Genomic DNA, 15,695 nt, shown 5'->3' on the forward strand with positions numbered 1-15,695 from the left:
TTCCTGGAGACGGAGATACGCGCCGATCCAGCCGAAAGTCGTTGAGAGGCCAGGACGCCGGATGGTCCGCTTCAGCACGTTGTGAAACTCCCGCAGGTGTTCGGATCGTCAGCCACTGTCGAGGACTCGGTTGAGCAGGTCGACGATCATTTTCGAGTCCGAGGGGGAGAGGGCGCGCAGTAGCTCATTCTGGGCGTCGGCGATGAGGGCGCTGAGCCTCTCCAGATGGTCTTTCCCCGCGGGGGTGAGCGTGACGATATTGCGCCGGCCGTCGGCCGGGTCGGGACGCTGCTGCAGAAATCCTTGCTCGACCATCGCGTTGACCCCCGCCACCACATCGCTGCGATCGATTCCGGTGCATCTGCCCAGATCGGCTTGGCTGGATGGGCCGAACTCGTCGAGGGCCGACAGCATCGCGAACTGGCGTCGGGAACTCGTGCCGGCTAGCGCTCGGTCGGTCAGCCGGTTGGCCGCGATCGCCGCCTGATTGATCACCCAGCTCGGCAGGGCGCGCAGCCGGGCGGGTGTCGGGTGCGTAGTGCTGTCCACCTCACCAGGTTAGCCAATTGTTGGTGCCACCACCAATCCCGTGTATGGTTGGTGGCACCATCATTGGTGGCACCAACAGAAGTGGGAGTGCTGCCAGACCGCCATGTCACAAGGAGACTCGGATGACCGTGAACCCCGAATCGCGTCCCAGCCTCGGCCGCGCGTTAGGCGAGACCGCGCGCCTGATCGGCAAGTTGCACCGTCGCGCCCTCGCGGACTTCGACTCGGACTTCCCCACCTGGATGCTCCTGACCCTGCTCTGGGAGGCGGATGTTCCATTGCCCCTCGACGAGGTGGCGAAGGAACTCAACCGCCGTCTGGACCTAGCCGGGCCGGACACCGTACGGGTGCTCGAGCGCGCCGCTGCGGCGGGCCACATCACGTATCAACTTGAAAACGCCTCCGCTGAAGCGGAACTCACCGAAGCCGGCAGGGACTACTTCACGGCCCTGTACGCGCATGCGCGCAACGTCACAGATGCCGCCTTCGAGGGCATCGACGCGGCCGGGCTCGACACCGCTCTCACGGTGGTGCTGGCGGCCAAAGAACGCGCCGCCGCCGCACTCGGCTGACCAAGCGACCACCCGACGCAACGAGGAAACGCTCTCATGTCACCTCTTTCTCGGTTCGCACGAGCCTGCGCGATCGCCGCGCGAACCTCGCTCGCCCTCTTGGCGGCCGTTGCCGCGATCTTCGCCGTCGCGACGGCGGCGCCGTTCGGATCGACCACGGCATCGGCCGACACCGGCACGAACGCGGCGAAGTACTACGGCATGTGGAACTACGACCAACCCGATGCCGCCACTCTGAACAACATCGATGTGCTGGCCTGCCCCGACGGCGGCGGCCAGTGCGACCCGGAACTACCGCTGCCGCTGCAAGTTCCCCAGGTGGGCTGGGTGGTGTTCTCCCCCGGCCCCAACGGGACGGTCAACGGACACACCGATGGGGGCTGCACCTGGAATTTCCGCGTCCAGCGCACCGGACTGGAGTTGTCGTCCACGACCCAGCAGTGCACCAACCGGGCGGTCGGCTCCCCCGGCACCATCACGAAATGGTCCGTCCAAGTGAAGGGCAACCGCGAGACGGAGTCGATCGTGACCGTGAGCCATCAGCCCAACGGAGTGGATCTCATCGGCACCATGAGTTCCGGCTCCCGCACCAAGGTGGTCGACGGCCGGCACAACGGCAAGTTCGTCCAGCGGTTCGTCGGCGACTACCGCTACGACCCGGCGGACCTCCACACCCTCACCAACGTCGTCTCCACCGACAAGGGCACGGTCTACCCGGAACAGGGCACGGTTCGATTCAGCGGCACGCACCATGATCGCGGCAAGATCAACGCGCACACGCCGGACGGCTGTGACTGGACGCTCGTCGTGCGCGGCAACACCGCCGAACTTGATCCCGACACGCAAACCTGCCACACCGCGAACGGCGACCGCTCACTGTATTACTGGGCGCTGGTCACCGACGACGGACAGCACATGAACGGCTTCCTCGCCGGATCCACCACCGCACCGGGCCAACCCCCGACCAACACCTTCCTGTACGTCGGCGCGCTGACCAGATCCGCCACCGATCCAGACGGAAAACCACGCCGTACCAGGTGGTTCACCACTCCCGCGATGTCGGCGGGGCTGGGACACTAGGGCACCCCCCGGCCCGGCATCAGGCCGGTCGTGGAGATCATCGACCGCGCTCAGCCCGGGGAACGATCACCTGGTGGCAGGAGGCGATCGCCGTCAACGAGATCCAGGACAAGATCGATCGCGCGGGCTGACCACGGGAGCGGGCGATCAGGTCTGGCCGGCCGAATCCGGGCCGGTCAGACCTTCGCCGCGGACGGTGGACTCTCCCGCCACGAGGCGGCGGTCGTCGGCCGTCAGCGGGTGGGGACGCGGCACCGGGCGGTTGCCGAGGATCACTCGGGTGCGGTCCTTGTGTGACAGCAGCAGGTTGTCGTATTCAGGCAGGAACCGTGGCGGGGCAGACATGTGCTCAGAAGGCCGGGGCGCCTCGGGCAGGTCGTACAGCGTCTGCCCCTCCTGTCCGCGGAACGTCCGCAACGGCAGCCGCTCCACCACCTCGCGCAGGCGGGTCAGCCCGGACCACACCTGGATGTCCGCGACATGCGCCGGACCAAACGCGCCGAGATAGCGCAGTACCAGCGCGTCCACCGGCACCGGACGCAGCGGCGCGCCCAGCCAGCTCTCCACCGGTGCCCATGCCGCGGGACCGTTCTTGCCCCAGACGCCCCGCGGTGGCACCTGGCACAGCGCGATGTGATGCGTCGCCGCGTACGCCAGCGCGTTCGGATCGGCGTCCGGCCAGCGTTCCGCAAGCAGCTTGCCGAGCTCGGCGCGGATGCGCGGCTGCTCCTCCAGCAGCCGCTTCGCCTGCCTGAGCAGCGCGTCCCGGTTCACTCCCTGGGTCCCGTGGCGAAAGTGCCCGCTGAACCGGGCGGCGTGCAGGGGATGGAACAGCGGGCGCCAGTCCAGGCAGTCGCGCGCGCTGACGAGATGCACGGTGTTGCGCATCAGGTGCAGCCGCACCACCTGACGCTGCTCGGTCAGCGTCGAAAGCTCGTCCGCCGCGAAGTTCTGGAGACGGGTCCACAATTCTACGTACGGGGCGAGCGGTGCCTGGGACTGCATCCCGCCCAGGTGCTCGATCGCGTCGATCGCCGATGTCGCCGCGCGTTCCAGCAGGTGCTGGCGAGCCGGCGTGGCCCGGTTGAGACCACGCCGGCTCAGCACATCGGTCACTTCAGTGGTCCGAAGAAGGCCTGCAGGTCCGCGGCCAGCTCGGCCGGGGCCTCCATCGCCGGGAAGTGCTTGCCGCGCTGGAACTCGGTCCAGTGCGCGTCGGCCGGCGCGGGGACCAGCTTTCGTACGGTGTCGTCCGCTCCGAAGACCGCGAACCCCTGCGGTACGGCCGACGGCGCACCCCAGTCAGAGGAGTGCGCCTGCTCGTACAGGGTGTGCGCGGCGGTGGCGCCGGAGCCGGTGAACCAGTACAGGCTGACCGTGGTGAGCAACTGGTCGCGGTCGACCGGCAGGTCGGTCCACTCGTGGAACTTCTCGGCGATCCAGGCGAGCTGCAGCAGCGGTGAGTCGACCAGACCGTAGCCGATGGTTTGCGGCCGGCTGTTCTGGATCGCCAGGTATCCGGAACCTTCCTTTGTGAATGCGTCCATCCGGCTCAGGATCAGCTTGTCGACCGGGTCGTTCTCGTCGAGCCGGTCGGCCATCCCTGGGACGAAGGTGGCGACGCTCGCGGCGGTCAGCGGATCGGTCACGACGTGTGCGCCGATGACATGCTCGCTGTCGAGGCCGGCGACCATGCCGGACACGCCGGCGCCGACGTCGCCGCCGTGCACGCCGTACCGCTCGTAGCCGAGCCGGCGCATCAGCTCAGCCCAGGCGCGTGCGGTGCGACCCATCGCCCAGCCCGTCCCGCCCAGCGGGGTCGAGAAGGCGTACCCGGGCAGGGAGGGGGCGACGACATGGAAGGCCTGACCCGCTGCCGGGTCGACCAGCGGCTCGATCAGGTGCAGGAACTCGGCGACGGAGCTGGGGAAGCCGTGGGTGATCAGCAGCGGTTTGGCGCCGGGCTGGTCGGATTTGACGTGCAAGAAGTGGATGCGCTGGCCGTCGATCTCGGTGGTGAACTGTGGGTACCGGTTGAGCTGCGCCTCGTGGGCGCGCCAGTCGTACTGCGTGCGCCAGTACTCGGCGAGTTCCTTCAGGTAGGCCAGCGGTATGCCGCGAGTCCACTCCGCGCCGGGCAGTTCGCCGGGCCAGCGGGCGTCGGCGAGCCGGTCGTGCAGGTAGTCGACGTCGGCTTGGGGGATCTCGACGCGGAAGGGCTGGATGCCGTCGCTGATGGCGCTTCTCCTTTTCAACGGGGCCGGTACGGCCGGGCGTTCGATGAGAGCTCTTGTCCTCACGCGGAGAAGGCTAGGAACATTAACGGAAAGGATCGTTCCTAGATTGTCGTCAGGATCGAAGAATGTTGGAGACTTCGGCGCGGCTGCTGCGCCTGCTGTCCCTGTTGCAGGCTCAACGCGACTGGACCAGTACCGAGCTCGCCACCCGGCTCGGCGTCACCACCCGCACCATCCGTAATGACATCGGCCGGTTGCGCGGGCTGGGCTATCCGGTCGACGCGCGGCCGGGTGTGGCCGGCGGGTATCGGCTCGGCACGGGCCGTGCCCTACCGCCGCTGCTGCTGGACGACGAGGAGGCGGTGGCGGTCGCCGTCGGATTGCGTACCGCCGCGAACGGCTCGGTCGCGGGCATCGAGGAGACCTCGGTGCGTGCGCTGGCGAAGCTGCAGCAGGTGCTTCCCTCGCGGCTGCGCCACCAGGTCAGCGCCCTCCAGTCGTACGCGCTGCCGATGCCGTCGAATGGCCCGCAGGTGGATCCGGACGTGCTGACCGTGATCGCGAGCGCGTGCCGGGACCATGAGCGGCTCCGGTTTGACTATCGGGCGCATTCCGGCACGGCCGGCCGGCGCTCGGTCGAGCCGTACCGCCTGGTGAACGACCGGCGGCGCTGGTACCTGGTGGCCTGGGACCTGGACCGGGACGCCTGGCGTACCTTCCGGGTCGACCGGATCGAGCCGCGGACGCCGACAGGGCCGCGTTTCACGCCCCGTGCGCTACCGCCTGACCAGGAGCTCGCGGCGCAGGTGGCACGCGGAGTCGGCGAGGCGACCTGGCGGTACCGGGCACGGGTGATCGTGCACGCGCCCGCGTCATACGTGCGGGGCCGGCTGCCGATCCCCATGGAGGTGCAGTCCCTAGGCGAAGACCAGTGCGCGTTCGAGCCAGGCTCGGACCATCCGGAGATGCTCGCCCTCTATCTGGGCATGCTGGACGCGGACTTCACGATCGTGGACTCGCCGGAACTGGTTGACACGCTGCACAACCTGACGAAGCGCTATCAGCGCGCGATCGACGCCAGCCGGCAAACATCTGCCTGCTCCGCGCACAGAAGCCGCCATCACCAGCAGCACGAGTCTCCACCGGAATCCGGACAGAGTTGATCTTGTCCGCACGCCCAGCGCCCAGAACCAGCCCAGGCCGCCGGCCATCACCTGGCCAGCCGCCTGTCGCCGCTGTCTGTGCGTCGGTCGGCGCGAGGCGGCTCTCGGTATAACGCGGAGAAGGAGGTGTGATGGCGAAGCCGCTCGGCCCGAATCCGACGTTTTCTGTGGTTTGTCGGGTATCCGTCACGGGCCGGTTTTTGAGGATTGAGCCGGCTGCGGCACTCGACGAGCATGATCGCATGACCGATCAGTTGAACACGGCCAGATGGGCGGGGCTTGTCAGCCGTCCCGACTTCGCCGAGTACGCGGAGAAGTACCGCGACTTCTTCGTGATGCGCCGCCGTGACGGCATCCTTGAGCTCCGCATGCACACCGACGGCGACTCGTACGTCCAGACGCCTGCCGGTCACGACGCCTGGGGGCAGGCATGGCTGGAGGTCGGTAACGACCCGGAGAACGAGGTGCTCATCCTCACGGGTACCGGCGACCACTGGCTGGACGCGCGGCGCAGCGCCGACGGGCATTTCGATCGGACGGTTGACGACATCGCCAAGATGTACGAGGACGCGGCGAAGCTGTTGCAGAACTTCGTCTTCGGCATCGACGTTCCGACGATCGCCGCGGTCAACGGGCCTGGACCGCACACCGAGATCGCGCTCGCCTGTGACATCACGATCTGCACCGAGGACGCACGCTTCTTCGACCCGCATTTCCTGGTGTCGACCGCGCCGGGTGATGGGCAAAGCCTCACGTTCCAGGAACTGATGGGCACCAAGCGAGCCGCGTACCACATCTACACCGGCCAGGCGGTGGATGCGCCGCAGGCACTCGAGTACGGCATGGTGTCGGAGATCGTGCCGCGCGAGCGCCTGGTGGACCGGGCGTGGGAGCTCGCTGACATGATCATGCGACGTCCGCGTGGCGCGCGCCGGATGACGCACGCCATCGTCAGCCGACCGTGGAAGCAGCGGGTCGTCCACGGGCGGGCCGCCCACCGGTTGGGGAGGAGCTTCGATGGTGAGCTCGCCGGTGGACGGGCATGGTGCCGAACGGCGAGCGGCTCATGACCGCAGAAGTATCCGGGTCACTCTGACGTCGGCCTCAGCCCGTACAACACCGCTCGGGTCACCTCGTCGGCCACCTGGCCGGGTGAGGTGTCCGACAACCCGTTCTCCCGCCACCAACAAACCGCGCCAACGATCGTCGAGCCGACGATGTGCGCCGTCACGGCCGACTCGTACGCGCACCGTTCGACGAGCAAGCGAGACACCTCGGTGCGCACCGCGCGCTGGATCAGCGGGCGCAGAACGTCGATGTTCCGCCGGCAGCCGTCCGCCCGGCTGGAATCCTCCCACAGCAGCACCGCCAGGGCGTGGACGAGGTCGGCGACCGGCGCAGGCGCAGCCGGAAGCCTGGTGGCGAACCGGTGCCGGATCTCATCGCGCACCATCGCCTCGGCGAACGCGTACTTGTCGGCGTAGTGCGCGTAGAAGGTGGCTCGGTTGACGTCTGCGCGCTCGGTGATGTCGCGTACCCGGGCTGCGCGAAAGCCCTTTTCGCGGACGACCTCGATGGCCGCCTGGCGCAGCAGCGATCGCGTCCGCCGGACCCGCCGGTCCGTGGTCATGCGAGCGCCCCCGAGCCGCCGACCAGCGCGGCGACGCGGTCGCGGATCGCGGTGACGTTCCCGATGAGGCGGCCGGCGAGGTGCACGCGGGTGACGTGTAGCGTCGTCGCGCAGCGGCTCGGCACCGGCCGCCCGCCGGGCCTGTTCGGCACCCGCTGGTCGAACAGGGACGCGAACATGGCCAGACCACTGAGCGTGGAACCCGCGTCGAGCAACAGCCGATGCCGCCGCGGATCCGGCGCGGCCCGTCGTCGCCGTATCCGGCCGGAGTGCACAGCGCGTCGAGGACTCTCGCGCTCCTCGCACCAGCGCATCGCCCGCCAGGTCACACCGCCCCCATGATGACTCCGCATTCGAAATGGTCCAAGCAGCCCGTGCCGCCCTCCCGGTCGAAGACCTGCACGCCTTCGACCGGCAATACCGTGAGGCCCTGCAAAAAGCGGGGACGACCTGGGCTTCTCCTCCTGCGACCACACCTGGCCCCGGCCGAGTGGCCTGTGAGCCCGCCCTCGGCGCTCACCCTTCCAGGGCGTACCGCATCACGCGGAGCTTGGCCTGCGCCTCGGCGAGTTCGGCGGCGGGGTCCGACCCGGCCATGATGCCGCAGCCGGCGAACAGCCGGGCGCGCCTGCCCGAGACGTACGCGCAGCGCAGCGCGATGCCCCACTCGCCGTCGCCGCGCGAGTCCATCCAGCCGACCGGCCCGGCGTAGCCCGCGCGGTCCATGCCCTCCAGTTCGCGGATGACGCCGAGCGCGGCGCCGGTGGGTGTCCCGCCGACGGCGGCCGTGGGGTGCATGGCCGCCACCACGTCGAGCACCGACGCGCCGTCGGACAGCCGCCCGGTGACCCGGCTGGCCAGATGCTGCACGTTGGGCAACACCAGGAGCTCGGGCTCGTCGGGGACGTGCAGCGCCGAGCACAGCGGGGCGAGAGCCTCCCGGACCGAGGCGACCGCGCAGGCGTGCTCGTGACGGTCCTTCTGCGAGGCGTACAGCGCGGCGCCGCGGGCGGCGTCGTCGGCCGGGCCGCCGCCCCGCGCCGTCGTGCCCGCGAGCACCAGCGACTCCACCGCCTGGCCGGTGTGCCGCACCAGCAGTTCCGGGGTCGCGCCGACCAGCCCGTCCACGGAGAACGTGTAGCACTCGGGGTAGCGCTCGGCCAGCCGTCCCAGCAGCACGCGGGGGTCGATGTCCCGTTCGGCCACGGCCGTCAGGTCGCGGGCGAGCACGACCTTGTCCAGCATGCCGTCCTTGATCCGCCGTACGGCCCGCGCGACCCGGTGCTCCCACTGGGCCGCCGTCAGTGAGCCGTCGGCGTACCGGATGCGGCCGGGTTCCCTCGGCGGGGTGGCCAGGTCGAAGGCGCTGTCGCCGATCGTGGTGAGCCAGGCGCGGCCGCCCCGCCGGGCGAGCACCACGCGGGGGACGACCAGCACGGTCCCCTGGGCGTCGCCGTCGAAGGTGAATGAGCCGAAGGCGACCGGTCCCGAGCCCGGCACGCCGACCTGGTCCTCGATGAGCGCCCCCGCGAACAGCGAGGAGAGCCAGCCGCGCGCCCAGTCGAAGCGGCCGGGGCCGGGCGGCACCGCGGCGCGTGCCGCCTCCCCCCAGCCCACGAGTCCCTCACCGTGTCTGATCCAGGCGTACGGCGCGGCGTCGGGCAGACGCGCCAGCAGATCGTCAGGGTCGCTCACCGCGACCGTGCGAACCACGAGGGGCCGGATAAGAGCGACACTCACCCGACTCACTCTACGCAGGATCTGAACATGTTCGACAAGAGGCCCCCCTTGCGGTCGCGGGCTCCCTCTGTCAAGCCGCGATAGGAACTTGGTCATGGAAGGCTCGCCTTCCCTGGTGGCGATAGAGCGCACCTCCACGCGATCCCTACCTTTGATCTCCCGGAGGTGCCCATGATCAAGAAGATCACGCCGGTCCTGGCCGCGGCCGTCCTGCTCGTGCCGACCGGCGCCCACGCCCGTACGACGCCCGCCGTGATGGCGGCGCTGGGAGACTCGATCAGCGCGGGTTTCAACGCCTGCGGCTGGTACGTCGCCTGCACGTCCCGCTCGTGGTCCGCGGGCGACTCGCCGTCGGTGAACAGCCACTATCTGCGCCTGCTCGCCATGGGGAGCGCGATCAAAGGGCACAACCTGAACTTCGCCGTCCCAGGGGCCACCAGCGCCGACCTGGCCGGGCAGGCGCGGCAGGCCGTCCAGGCCGGGGCCGGCTACGTCACCGTCCTGATCGGCGCGCAGGACGCCTGCGTGGGCTCCGAAAAGGAGATGACCCCCGTGGCCGCGTTCCGGCGCAACATCGACGCGGCCTTCGACGTGCTGCGGCCCACCGGCGCGCGGGTCTACGTCGCGAGCATCCCGGACGTCAAGCGCCTGTGGCGGGTCGGCAAGGACAACGGATGGGCGCGCGTCTTCTGGGGGATCGGCCACATCTGCCAGTCGATGCTGGCCAACCCGAAATCCACCGCGAAGAAGGACGAGGCCAGGCGCGACCGGGTGCGCGAGCGGGTGATGGACTACAACGAGCAGCTCGGGCAGGCATGCGAGAGCTACGGCCCGGCCTGCCGCTACGACGGGGGCGCGGTCTTCTCCTATCCCTTCGCCCTGAAACAGGTGAGCGGGTGGGACTACTTCCACCCCAACGCCGACGGGCAGAAGGCCCTCGCCAAGATCACCTTCTACGCGGGCTTCTTCTCCGACGTCGAGCCCTGATCGGGCTCACTTCACCCCGCGCGGCGGAGGCGGTCGAGGGTCTGCTCCAGTTCCTCCTGCAGCACGCGGCCCGCGCCGTCGGCGTCACCGCGCTCGACGGCGCCGACGAACGCCGCGTGGGCGTCGTCTCCCGGGTTCGGGTCGCCCGCCCGCAGGTCGAGCAGGTCCACCAGGGCGACCAGACCCTCTCGCAGCCGGGGGACGAACTCCGCGAACAGGTCGGTCAGCACCGGGTTGTGCGCGGCGGCGACGACGGCCGCGTGCAGGGCGATGTCGGCGTCGACGAAGGCGGCGTCACTCTCCCGCGCGGCGGCCCGCCGGGCCTCCAGCGCCGCGTGCAGCGCAGTCACGTCGTCCGGCGTACGGCGCCGCGCCGCCAGCCGGGCGGCCTGCACCTCGACCAGCATGCGCACCTCGTAGACGTCGGCCACGGCGGCACGGCGCAGGCGGGCCGTCCAGTCCTCGGCGGGACTGGTGGCGATGACGAAGACCCCGGCGCCCTGTCGCGCCTGCACCAGCCCGGCTCCGGCCAGCGCGCGCAGGGCCTCGCGGATGGTGGAACGGCCCACCCCCAGGGTCTTGGCCAGGGTCGTCTCGCCGGGCAGCCGGGTGCCGACCGGCCAGCGGCCCTCGGCGATCTGCTCGCGCAGGCTCTCGACGGCCTGGTCGACGAGAGGGCTGCGGTGGAGTGCGCCGAGCGCCATCGACTTTCACCTCTCAGGTTGTCTGAGGAGTTGTTCTGTGGCTAGTCTAACCGCCATGTCGTCGCACTGGTCGTTCGGCCATGTTTCCGGCCTGCTTCTCGGCCGCCGCGGCGGGGTTTGATCCGAGACCGGCGCCCCGCCGCGGGGTGCCGTGCCGCCGGTCGCCGGCAGACCGACCAAAGGATCACCTCCGTGACCACCGCCTCCACTCCCATCCCCGCGATCCGCACACCTTTCCCCACGCTTCGCACCCCGGACGGCCCGGTGCCCGCCGACGCTCCCGCCTGGAATCCCCAGCGAGGCGGCGCGATGCCGTACCACCGCTACCGGCCCGCCCACGAGCGGGTCGAGATTCCCGAGATCCGGCGCGCATGGCCGGGGCACAGGATCGAGCGGGCCCCACTGTGGGTGCCCGTGGACCTGCGCGACGGCAACCAGGCGCTCGCCGAGCCGATGGACACACCGCGCAAGCGCCGCATGTTCGACCTCCTCGTCGCGATGGGATTCAAGGAGATCGAGGTCGGCTACCCGTCGTCGAGCCGGACCGACTTCGACTTCGTCCGTCACCTGGCCGCACGCGGCGCGGTGCCGGACGACGTGACCCCCGTGGTGTTCACGGCGGCCCGCCGCGACCTCATCGAGCAGACCTTCGCCTCCATCCAGGGCATGCCGCGCGCGGTGGTGCACCTGTACACCGCGACCGCGCCGGTCTGGCGCGACGTCGTGCTCGGACAGGACCGGGCCGGCCTGCACGCGCTCATCCGGGATGCCGCCGAGCACGTCGCGAGGCTCGCCGACGCCATGCCGGAGACGGCGGTGCGGTTCGAGTTCTCCCCTGAGGTGTTCAACTGCACCGAGCCCGACTTCGTCCTGGAGGTCTGCAACGGCCTCACCCGGTTGTGGGACGCCTCGCCCGACCGGCCGGTGATCCACAACCTGCCCGCCACCGTCGAGATCGCCACGCCGAACCTGTACGCCGACCAGATCGAGTACATGCACCACCACCTCGAACGGCGTGACGCGGTCATCCTCTCGGTCCACCCGCACAACGACAGGGGCACGGGGGTGGCCTGCGCGGAGCTCGCCGTACTGGCCGGGGCGCAACGCGTCGAGGGATGCCTGTTCGGCAACGGCGAGCGCACCGGGAACGTCGACCTCGTCACCCTCGCGCTGAACCTGTACGCGCAGGGCGTCGACCCGATGGTGGACTTCTCCGACATCGACGTCATCCGGCGGACCGTCGAGGAGTGCAACCGCCTGCCGGTCCACGTACGGCATCCGTACGGGGGAGACCTGGTCTACACGGCCTTCTCCGGCACCCACCAGGACGCGATCAGCAAGGGCCTCGCCCACCACGAGCGCGCGGCGGCCGAGCGGGGCGTGCCGGTGGGGGAGGCGCCCTGGTCGGTGCCCTACCTGCCGATCGACCCGGCCGACGTCGGCCGCACGTACGAGGCGGTCATCCGGGTCAACAGCCAGTCGGGCAAGGGCGGCATCGCCCACCTCCTCCAGGCGCACCACGGGCTCGACCTGCCGAAGGCGATGCGCGCCGAGTTCTCCCGCGTCGTGCAGGACGCGACGGACCGCAGTGGGCGGGAGGCCACGCCGAAGGACCTGCTCCAGTTGTTCCGCGCCGCGTACATGGCGGAGGACGGGCCGGTCACGCTGTCGTCGTGGGCCGCCGGCGGCGACGGCTTCCGCTGCCTGGTACGGCGGGACGGGCGCGAAAGCGAGGGCACCGGCGCCGAACCGGCGGCGGCCCTCGCCGCCGCGCTGGAGGCGTCCGGAATCGCGGTGGAGGTGCTCTGGCAGGGCGGGCATCCGGCGGAGGGCGGCGCCGTCGCCTACGCCCGGTGCCGCGTCGGCGACACCCCCGCGTGGGGAGCGGGCGAGGACGCCGACGCCGTGACGGCGTCCGCCCGGGCGGTGCTCGCCGCCGTCAACCGCGCCCTGGCCGGGCAGCCGAGTGACCGCTCGCAGGGGTAGCCGGGAGATCTGCTCGTCCTCGGCTGCCTCGGCGGCCTTGCTCGCCTGCCTCGATGGGAGGCGAGCAAGGCAGCCGAGCCTGATGCCCACCTAGCGGGCACGACGCAGTCTTCAGCGGCGTATCGCCGTCGTCCGGCGACGCGCCTCCTCCACGTCCGGGACCGGCGCGACCTAGTTCGCGGACGTGCGCGTCGCGGCGGTGTCGTGCCGGTGCTGCGGGCCGAGCACGCGCAGCATGTCCAGCGCCTCGGTGCCGCCGGGCGGCGGGGTGAAGACCCGCAGTCGCTGGTCCGCCGCAGGCGTCGCCAGCACCTCGCAGTCGAACTCGATCCTGCCCAGCTCGGGATGCACGAGCCGGTAGGGGTGTGACCTGCGCACCGCGACCTCGTGCCGGTCCCAGAGCGCCGCGAACTCGGCGCTGGCCGCGCGGAGCCGCGTGACAAGTGCGCGGGCTGCCGCGTCGTCCCCGCGGCGGGTCACCGCGGCGCGCAGGTCGGCGACCAGTTGCCGGGAGTGCTCCTCGTGCTCCTCGGCCGCGAAGTGGTTCCGCACGTCCGGCTCGGTGAACCAGCGCAGCACGATGTTGCGGTCCTCCTTGGCCACCCTGCACACGCACCCGAACAACGCCTGCGCCATGTCGTTCTGCGCCAGCAGGTCGCCCAGGTCGCTCAGGACCTGGACCGGAACGCTGTCCAGCCGGTCGAGCAGATACAGCATGCTCGGCCGCAGGTACTCCCCGGCCCGCGCCCCCTCCGGCGGGCGGTGCCCGGCGAGCAGGTACAGGTGGTCCCGCTCGTCGGTGGTCAGTCGCAGCGCGTGCGTCAGCGCGGCCAGCATCTGAACCGAGGGCTGCGGGCTCCTGGCCTGCTCGAGCCGCATGTAATAGTCGGCCGACATACCGGCGAGTGCCGCGACCTCCTCGCGGCGCAGTCCCGGCGTACGCCGCCTCGGCCCCTCGACCAGTCCGACGTCCCGTGGAGTCAGCCGCTCTCGGGACCGGCGCAGGAAATCGGCGAGGTCGTCGCGGTGAATCCCCATATCAGTAGTGATATCACCGTTCGTCAACCACATCCTGGGACCGTCGATCCTAGGGAGAACGCTCCGTTCCTGACCGTCGACAGCGAAGGCATAGTCGAGGCGTGGCCGTCCAAGGCCTATCCGTACGAGGAAAACGATGAAGGCGGTCTCATGAGGGAATCCGTGCTGGAAGTGCCCGGCGCGCGGCTGCGTCATTTCGTCCGGGGCTCGGGCCCCCTGCTCCTGCTCGTCGCCGGCGGCCACGGGGACGCCGCCGTGAACGAGGCTCTCGCCTCCCACCTCGCCGGCAGGTACACCGTCCTCACCTACGACCGCCGTGGCCTGTCGGGTAGCACCAATGACGACCCCGGACTGACGCTGGCCACGCACGCCGACGACATCTCCCACCTGCTCTCCGCCCTCACCGCGGAACCCGCCCACGTCTACGGCAGCAGCATCGGCGCCCTGATCTCGCTGGAGCTGACGACCAGGCACCCCGGGCAGGTCGGCGTGGTCGTCGCGCACGAACCGCCCGTCACCCAGCTGTTGCCTGAGCCGGAGCGGGCTCTCGCCATCGAGGATCTGCTCGCAGCCGAGGAGACGTTCAAGGCGGAGGGCGCCTTCCCCGCCCTGCGCAGGTTCGCGAAGTTCGCCGGCATCGACCCGACAGACCGTGAGCCCGACGTCGAGACGCGCGTTCCGGGGCCGGAACAGCTGCCGAACCTGGAGTTCTTCCTCACGTACGACGCCCCGGCCCTACGGACTCACGCACTCGACCTGACCGCGCTCAAGAACTCACCCGCCCGTGTCGTGCCCGCTGTCGGTGAGAACTCGGGCCACATCTGGGCGCACAGGTGCGGCAGGTTGCTCGCCGAGGAGCTGGGGATCGCCTGCGAGACGTTCCCCGGCGGGCACAACGGATACGTCTTCCGCCCGCGCGCGACCGCGGAGCGACTTCACCGGGTGCTCGACGTCTAGGCCTGCCGGACCGGCACTCCAACACCTATCCGAACGAGGAAGAGCGGTGATCACGCGATGAAGGCGGTGCGGTTCCACGAGTACGGCGGCATCGATGTGCTGCGGGTGGAGGAGGTGGAGCGTCCGGTTCCCGGCCCCGGGCAGGTGCTGGTGGAGGTCCGCGCGGCCGGGATCCAGCCCGGCGAGGTGATGATCCGGAAGGGCGCGCGGCACGAGCGCTGGCCGGCGACGTTCCCCTCCGGGCAGGGCAGCGATCTGGCCGGTGTCGTGGTGGAGGCCGGTCCGCAGGCGCGTGGCGTCGCGGTGGGCGACGAGGTTCTCGGCTTCACCCACAACAGGGCAAGTCACGCGGAGTTCGTCGTGGTCGACGACGTGAATCTGACCCCGCGTCCGGAGGGGCTGTCCTGGGACGTGGCCGGGTCGTTGTACGTGGCCGGCACGACCGCGTACGCCACCGTGTTCGCGGTCGACCCCGGACCGGCCGACACGGTCGTCGTGTCCGGTGCCGCGGGCGGCGTCGGGTCCCTTGCCGTGCAGCTCGCGCGGCGGCGCGGCGCCACGGTGATCGGGCTGGCGAGCGAGCCGAATCACGCCTGGTTGAAGGATCGCGGTGTCGTCCCGGTCGAGTACGGGGAGGGCGTGGCCGAGCGGATCCGGCAGGCCTCCGGCGGGAACGTCGACGCCTTCATCGACACGTTCGGCGACGGCTACGTGGATCTGGCGGTGGAGCTGGGCGTACGGCCCGAGCGGATCGACACGATCCGCGACTGGCGGACCGCCGCCAAGGTTGGTGCGCGGACCTACGGAGAAGGCGCGGCGGCGTGCGCGGTCGTGCTCGGCGAGCTGGCCCGGCTCGCCGCGCGCGGGGAGCTGGAGGTGCCGATCGCCCGCGTCTACCCGCTGGAGCGGGTGCGGGACGCGTTCCGCGACCTGGAACGGGGGCACACGCACGGCAAGATCGTGCTCCGGCCCTAGGGAGGGCCGGTGACCTGTCCCATGGTGGGCGCTCGCCGTACGAGCAGGTGGACGGGTGGGGTCGCGGCGGAACAGCC

16 protein-coding genes are annotated in these 15,695 nt (G+C 70.4%); 8 read left to right on the plus strand and 8 right to left on the minus strand.

The annotated features are described in order from the left end of the window. Positions 1-108: 108 nt before the first annotated feature. The gene (locus tag HHX35_RS31610; protein WP_182902310.1) at positions 109-549 is read right to left on the minus strand and encodes a MarR family winged helix-turn-helix transcriptional regulator; all 441 of its coding nucleotides are present in this window, start codon (positions 547-549) and stop codon (positions 109-111) included. A gap of 122 nt (positions 550-671) precedes the next feature. Here HHX35_RS31610 and HHX35_RS31615 point away from each other — a divergent pair, with 122 nt between their 5' ends. Both HHX35_RS31615 and HHX35_RS31620 read left to right on the plus strand, forming a co-directional pair. Continuing rightward, a complete protein-coding gene (locus tag HHX35_RS31615; protein ID WP_182902311.1) occupies positions 672-1,121 on the plus strand; it encodes a MarR family winged helix-turn-helix transcriptional regulator in 450 nt (149 codons plus the stop codon). Between the two features lie 36 nt (positions 1,122-1,157). Then, the gene (locus HHX35_RS31620; RefSeq protein ID WP_182902312.1) at positions 1,158-2,201 is read left to right on the plus strand and encodes a hypothetical protein; all 1,044 of its coding nucleotides are present in this window, start codon (positions 1,158-1,160) and stop codon (positions 2,199-2,201) included. Positions 2,202-2,348: 147 nt separating this feature from the next. On the opposite strand, the gene HHX35_RS31625 is transcribed toward HHX35_RS31620, so the two are convergent. Both HHX35_RS31625 and HHX35_RS31630 read right to left on the minus strand, forming a co-directional pair. Further along, positions 2,349-3,317 carry a winged helix DNA-binding domain-containing protein gene (locus HHX35_RS31625; protein WP_182902313.1) on the minus strand — a complete coding sequence of 323 codons (969 nt, stop codon included), beginning with the start codon at positions 3,315-3,317 and terminating at the stop codon, positions 2,349-2,351. After that, positions 3,314-4,501: an epoxide hydrolase gene (locus HHX35_RS31630; protein ID WP_310739429.1), complete on the minus strand. Its 1,188-nt coding sequence runs from the start codon at positions 4,499-4,501 to the stop codon at positions 3,314-3,316. Before HHX35_RS31630 ends, HHX35_RS31625 begins: the two co-directional genes overlap by 4 nt. Before the next feature lie 62 nt (positions 4,502-4,563). On the opposite strand from HHX35_RS31630, the gene HHX35_RS31635 reads away from it, so the two are divergent. Both HHX35_RS31635 and HHX35_RS31640 read left to right on the plus strand, forming a co-directional pair. Next, positions 4,564-5,601, plus strand: a complete 1,038-nt coding sequence (locus HHX35_RS31635; RefSeq protein ID WP_182902314.1) for a YafY family protein — start codon at positions 4,564-4,566, stop codon at positions 5,599-5,601. A gap of 131 nt (positions 5,602-5,732) precedes the next feature. Then, positions 5,733-6,671 (plus strand): enoyl-CoA hydratase/isomerase family protein, encoded by a 939-nt coding sequence (locus tag HHX35_RS31640; RefSeq protein ID WP_220506115.1) that lies wholly within the window; start codon positions 5,733-5,735, stop codon positions 6,669-6,671. 17 nt (positions 6,672-6,688) lie between these two features. Here the strand turns inward: HHX35_RS31640 and HHX35_RS31645 are convergent, their stop codons facing one another. The 3 genes from HHX35_RS31645 to HHX35_RS31655 all read right to left on the minus strand — a co-directional run bounded on the left by HHX35_RS31645 (position 6,689) and on the right by HHX35_RS31655 (position 8,971). Then, positions 6,689-7,231 (minus strand): TetR/AcrR family transcriptional regulator, encoded by a 543-nt coding sequence (locus HHX35_RS31645; RefSeq protein WP_182902315.1) that lies wholly within the window; start codon positions 7,229-7,231, stop codon positions 6,689-6,691. After that, positions 7,228-7,446: a hypothetical protein gene (locus tag HHX35_RS31650; protein WP_182902316.1), complete on the minus strand. Its 219-nt coding sequence runs from the start codon at positions 7,444-7,446 to the stop codon at positions 7,228-7,230. Before HHX35_RS31650 ends, HHX35_RS31645 begins: the two co-directional genes overlap by 4 nt. A 301-nt stretch (positions 7,447-7,747) precedes the next feature. Further along, positions 7,748-8,971 carry an isochorismate synthase gene (locus HHX35_RS31655; RefSeq protein WP_310739430.1) on the minus strand — a complete coding sequence of 408 codons (1,224 nt, stop codon included), beginning with the start codon at positions 8,969-8,971 and terminating at the stop codon, positions 7,748-7,750. A 171-nt stretch (positions 8,972-9,142) separates the two neighbouring features. On the opposite strand from HHX35_RS31655, the gene HHX35_RS31660 reads away from it, so the two are divergent. Further along, positions 9,143-9,958 (plus strand): SGNH/GDSL hydrolase family protein, encoded by an 816-nt coding sequence (locus HHX35_RS31660; protein ID WP_182902318.1) that lies wholly within the window; start codon positions 9,143-9,145, stop codon positions 9,956-9,958. An 11-nt stretch (positions 9,959-9,969) separates the two neighbouring features. On the opposite strand, the gene HHX35_RS31665 is transcribed toward HHX35_RS31660, so the two are convergent. After that, complete coding sequence (locus HHX35_RS31665; protein ID WP_182902319.1) at positions 9,970-10,662, minus strand: FadR/GntR family transcriptional regulator; 693 nt, start codon at positions 10,660-10,662, stop codon at positions 9,970-9,972. 309 nt (positions 10,663-10,971) lie between these two features. Between HHX35_RS31665 and HHX35_RS31670 the strand changes: the two genes are divergently transcribed. Then, entirely contained in the window at positions 10,972-12,648 is a 1,677-nt protein-coding gene (locus HHX35_RS31670) for a 2-isopropylmalate synthase (protein WP_182902384.1), read from the plus strand. A gap of 171 nt (positions 12,649-12,819) precedes the next feature. Here the strand turns inward: HHX35_RS31670 and HHX35_RS31675 are convergent, their stop codons facing one another. Further along, positions 12,820-13,686, minus strand: coding sequence for a helix-turn-helix transcriptional regulator (locus HHX35_RS31675; RefSeq protein ID WP_182902320.1), 867 nt, complete (start codon positions 13,684-13,686; stop codon positions 12,820-12,822). Positions 13,687-13,836: 150 nt separating this feature from the next. Here HHX35_RS31675 and HHX35_RS31680 point away from each other — a divergent pair, with 150 nt between their 5' ends. Further along, the gene (locus HHX35_RS31680; RefSeq protein ID WP_182902321.1) at positions 13,837-14,643 is read left to right on the plus strand and encodes an alpha/beta fold hydrolase; all 807 of its coding nucleotides are present in this window, start codon (positions 13,837-13,839) and stop codon (positions 14,641-14,643) included. Positions 14,644-14,700: 57 nt separating this feature from the next. Further along, positions 14,701-15,618, plus strand: a complete 918-nt coding sequence (locus tag HHX35_RS31685) for an NADP-dependent oxidoreductase (protein ID WP_139578006.1) — start codon at positions 14,701-14,703, stop codon at positions 15,616-15,618. Positions 15,619-15,695 lie beyond the last annotated feature (77 nt).

Origin of the sequence: Microbispora sp. H10830, assembly GCF_014161375.1 — a bacterium.
Classification (GTDB): Bacteria; Actinomycetota; Actinomycetes; order Streptosporangiales; family Streptosporangiaceae; genus Microbispora; species Microbispora catharanthi.

Bases quoted from the DNA above. Each gene is read 5' to 3' on its own strand.
- HHX35_RS31685 (WP_139578006.1), top strand. From the start codon at position 14,701: ATGAAGGCGGTGCGGTTCCACGAGTACGGCGGCATCGATGTGCTGCGG.
- HHX35_RS31670 (WP_182902384.1), top strand. From the start codon at position 10,972: ATGCCGTACCACCGCTACCGGCCCGCCCACGAGCGGGTCGAGATTCCC.
- HHX35_RS31680 (WP_182902321.1), top strand. From the start codon at position 13,837: ATGAGGGAATCCGTGCTGGAAGTGCCCGGCGCGCGGCTGCGTCATTTC.
- HHX35_RS31645 (WP_182902315.1), bottom strand. From the start codon at position 7,231: ATGACCACGGACCGGCGGGTCCGGCGGACGCGATCGCTGCTGCGCCAG.
- HHX35_RS31665 (WP_182902319.1), bottom strand. From the start codon at position 10,662: ATGGCGCTCGGCGCACTCCACCGCAGCCCTCTCGTCGACCAGGCCGTC.
- HHX35_RS31675 (WP_182902320.1), bottom strand. From the start codon at position 13,686: ATGGGGATTCACCGCGACGACCTCGCCGATTTCCTGCGCCGGTCCCGA.
- HHX35_RS31660 (WP_182902318.1), top strand. From the start codon at position 9,143: ATGATCAAGAAGATCACGCCGGTCCTGGCCGCGGCCGTCCTGCTCGTG.
- HHX35_RS31615 (WP_182902311.1), top strand. From the start codon at position 672: ATGACCGTGAACCCCGAATCGCGTCCCAGCCTCGGCCGCGCGTTAGGC.
- HHX35_RS31620 (WP_182902312.1), top strand. From the start codon at position 1,158: ATGTCACCTCTTTCTCGGTTCGCACGAGCCTGCGCGATCGCCGCGCGA.
- HHX35_RS31635 (WP_182902314.1), top strand. From the start codon at position 4,564: ATGTTGGAGACTTCGGCGCGGCTGCTGCGCCTGCTGTCCCTGTTGCAG.
- HHX35_RS31640 (WP_220506115.1), top strand. From the start codon at position 5,733: ATGGCGAAGCCGCTCGGCCCGAATCCGACGTTTTCTGTGGTTTGTCGG.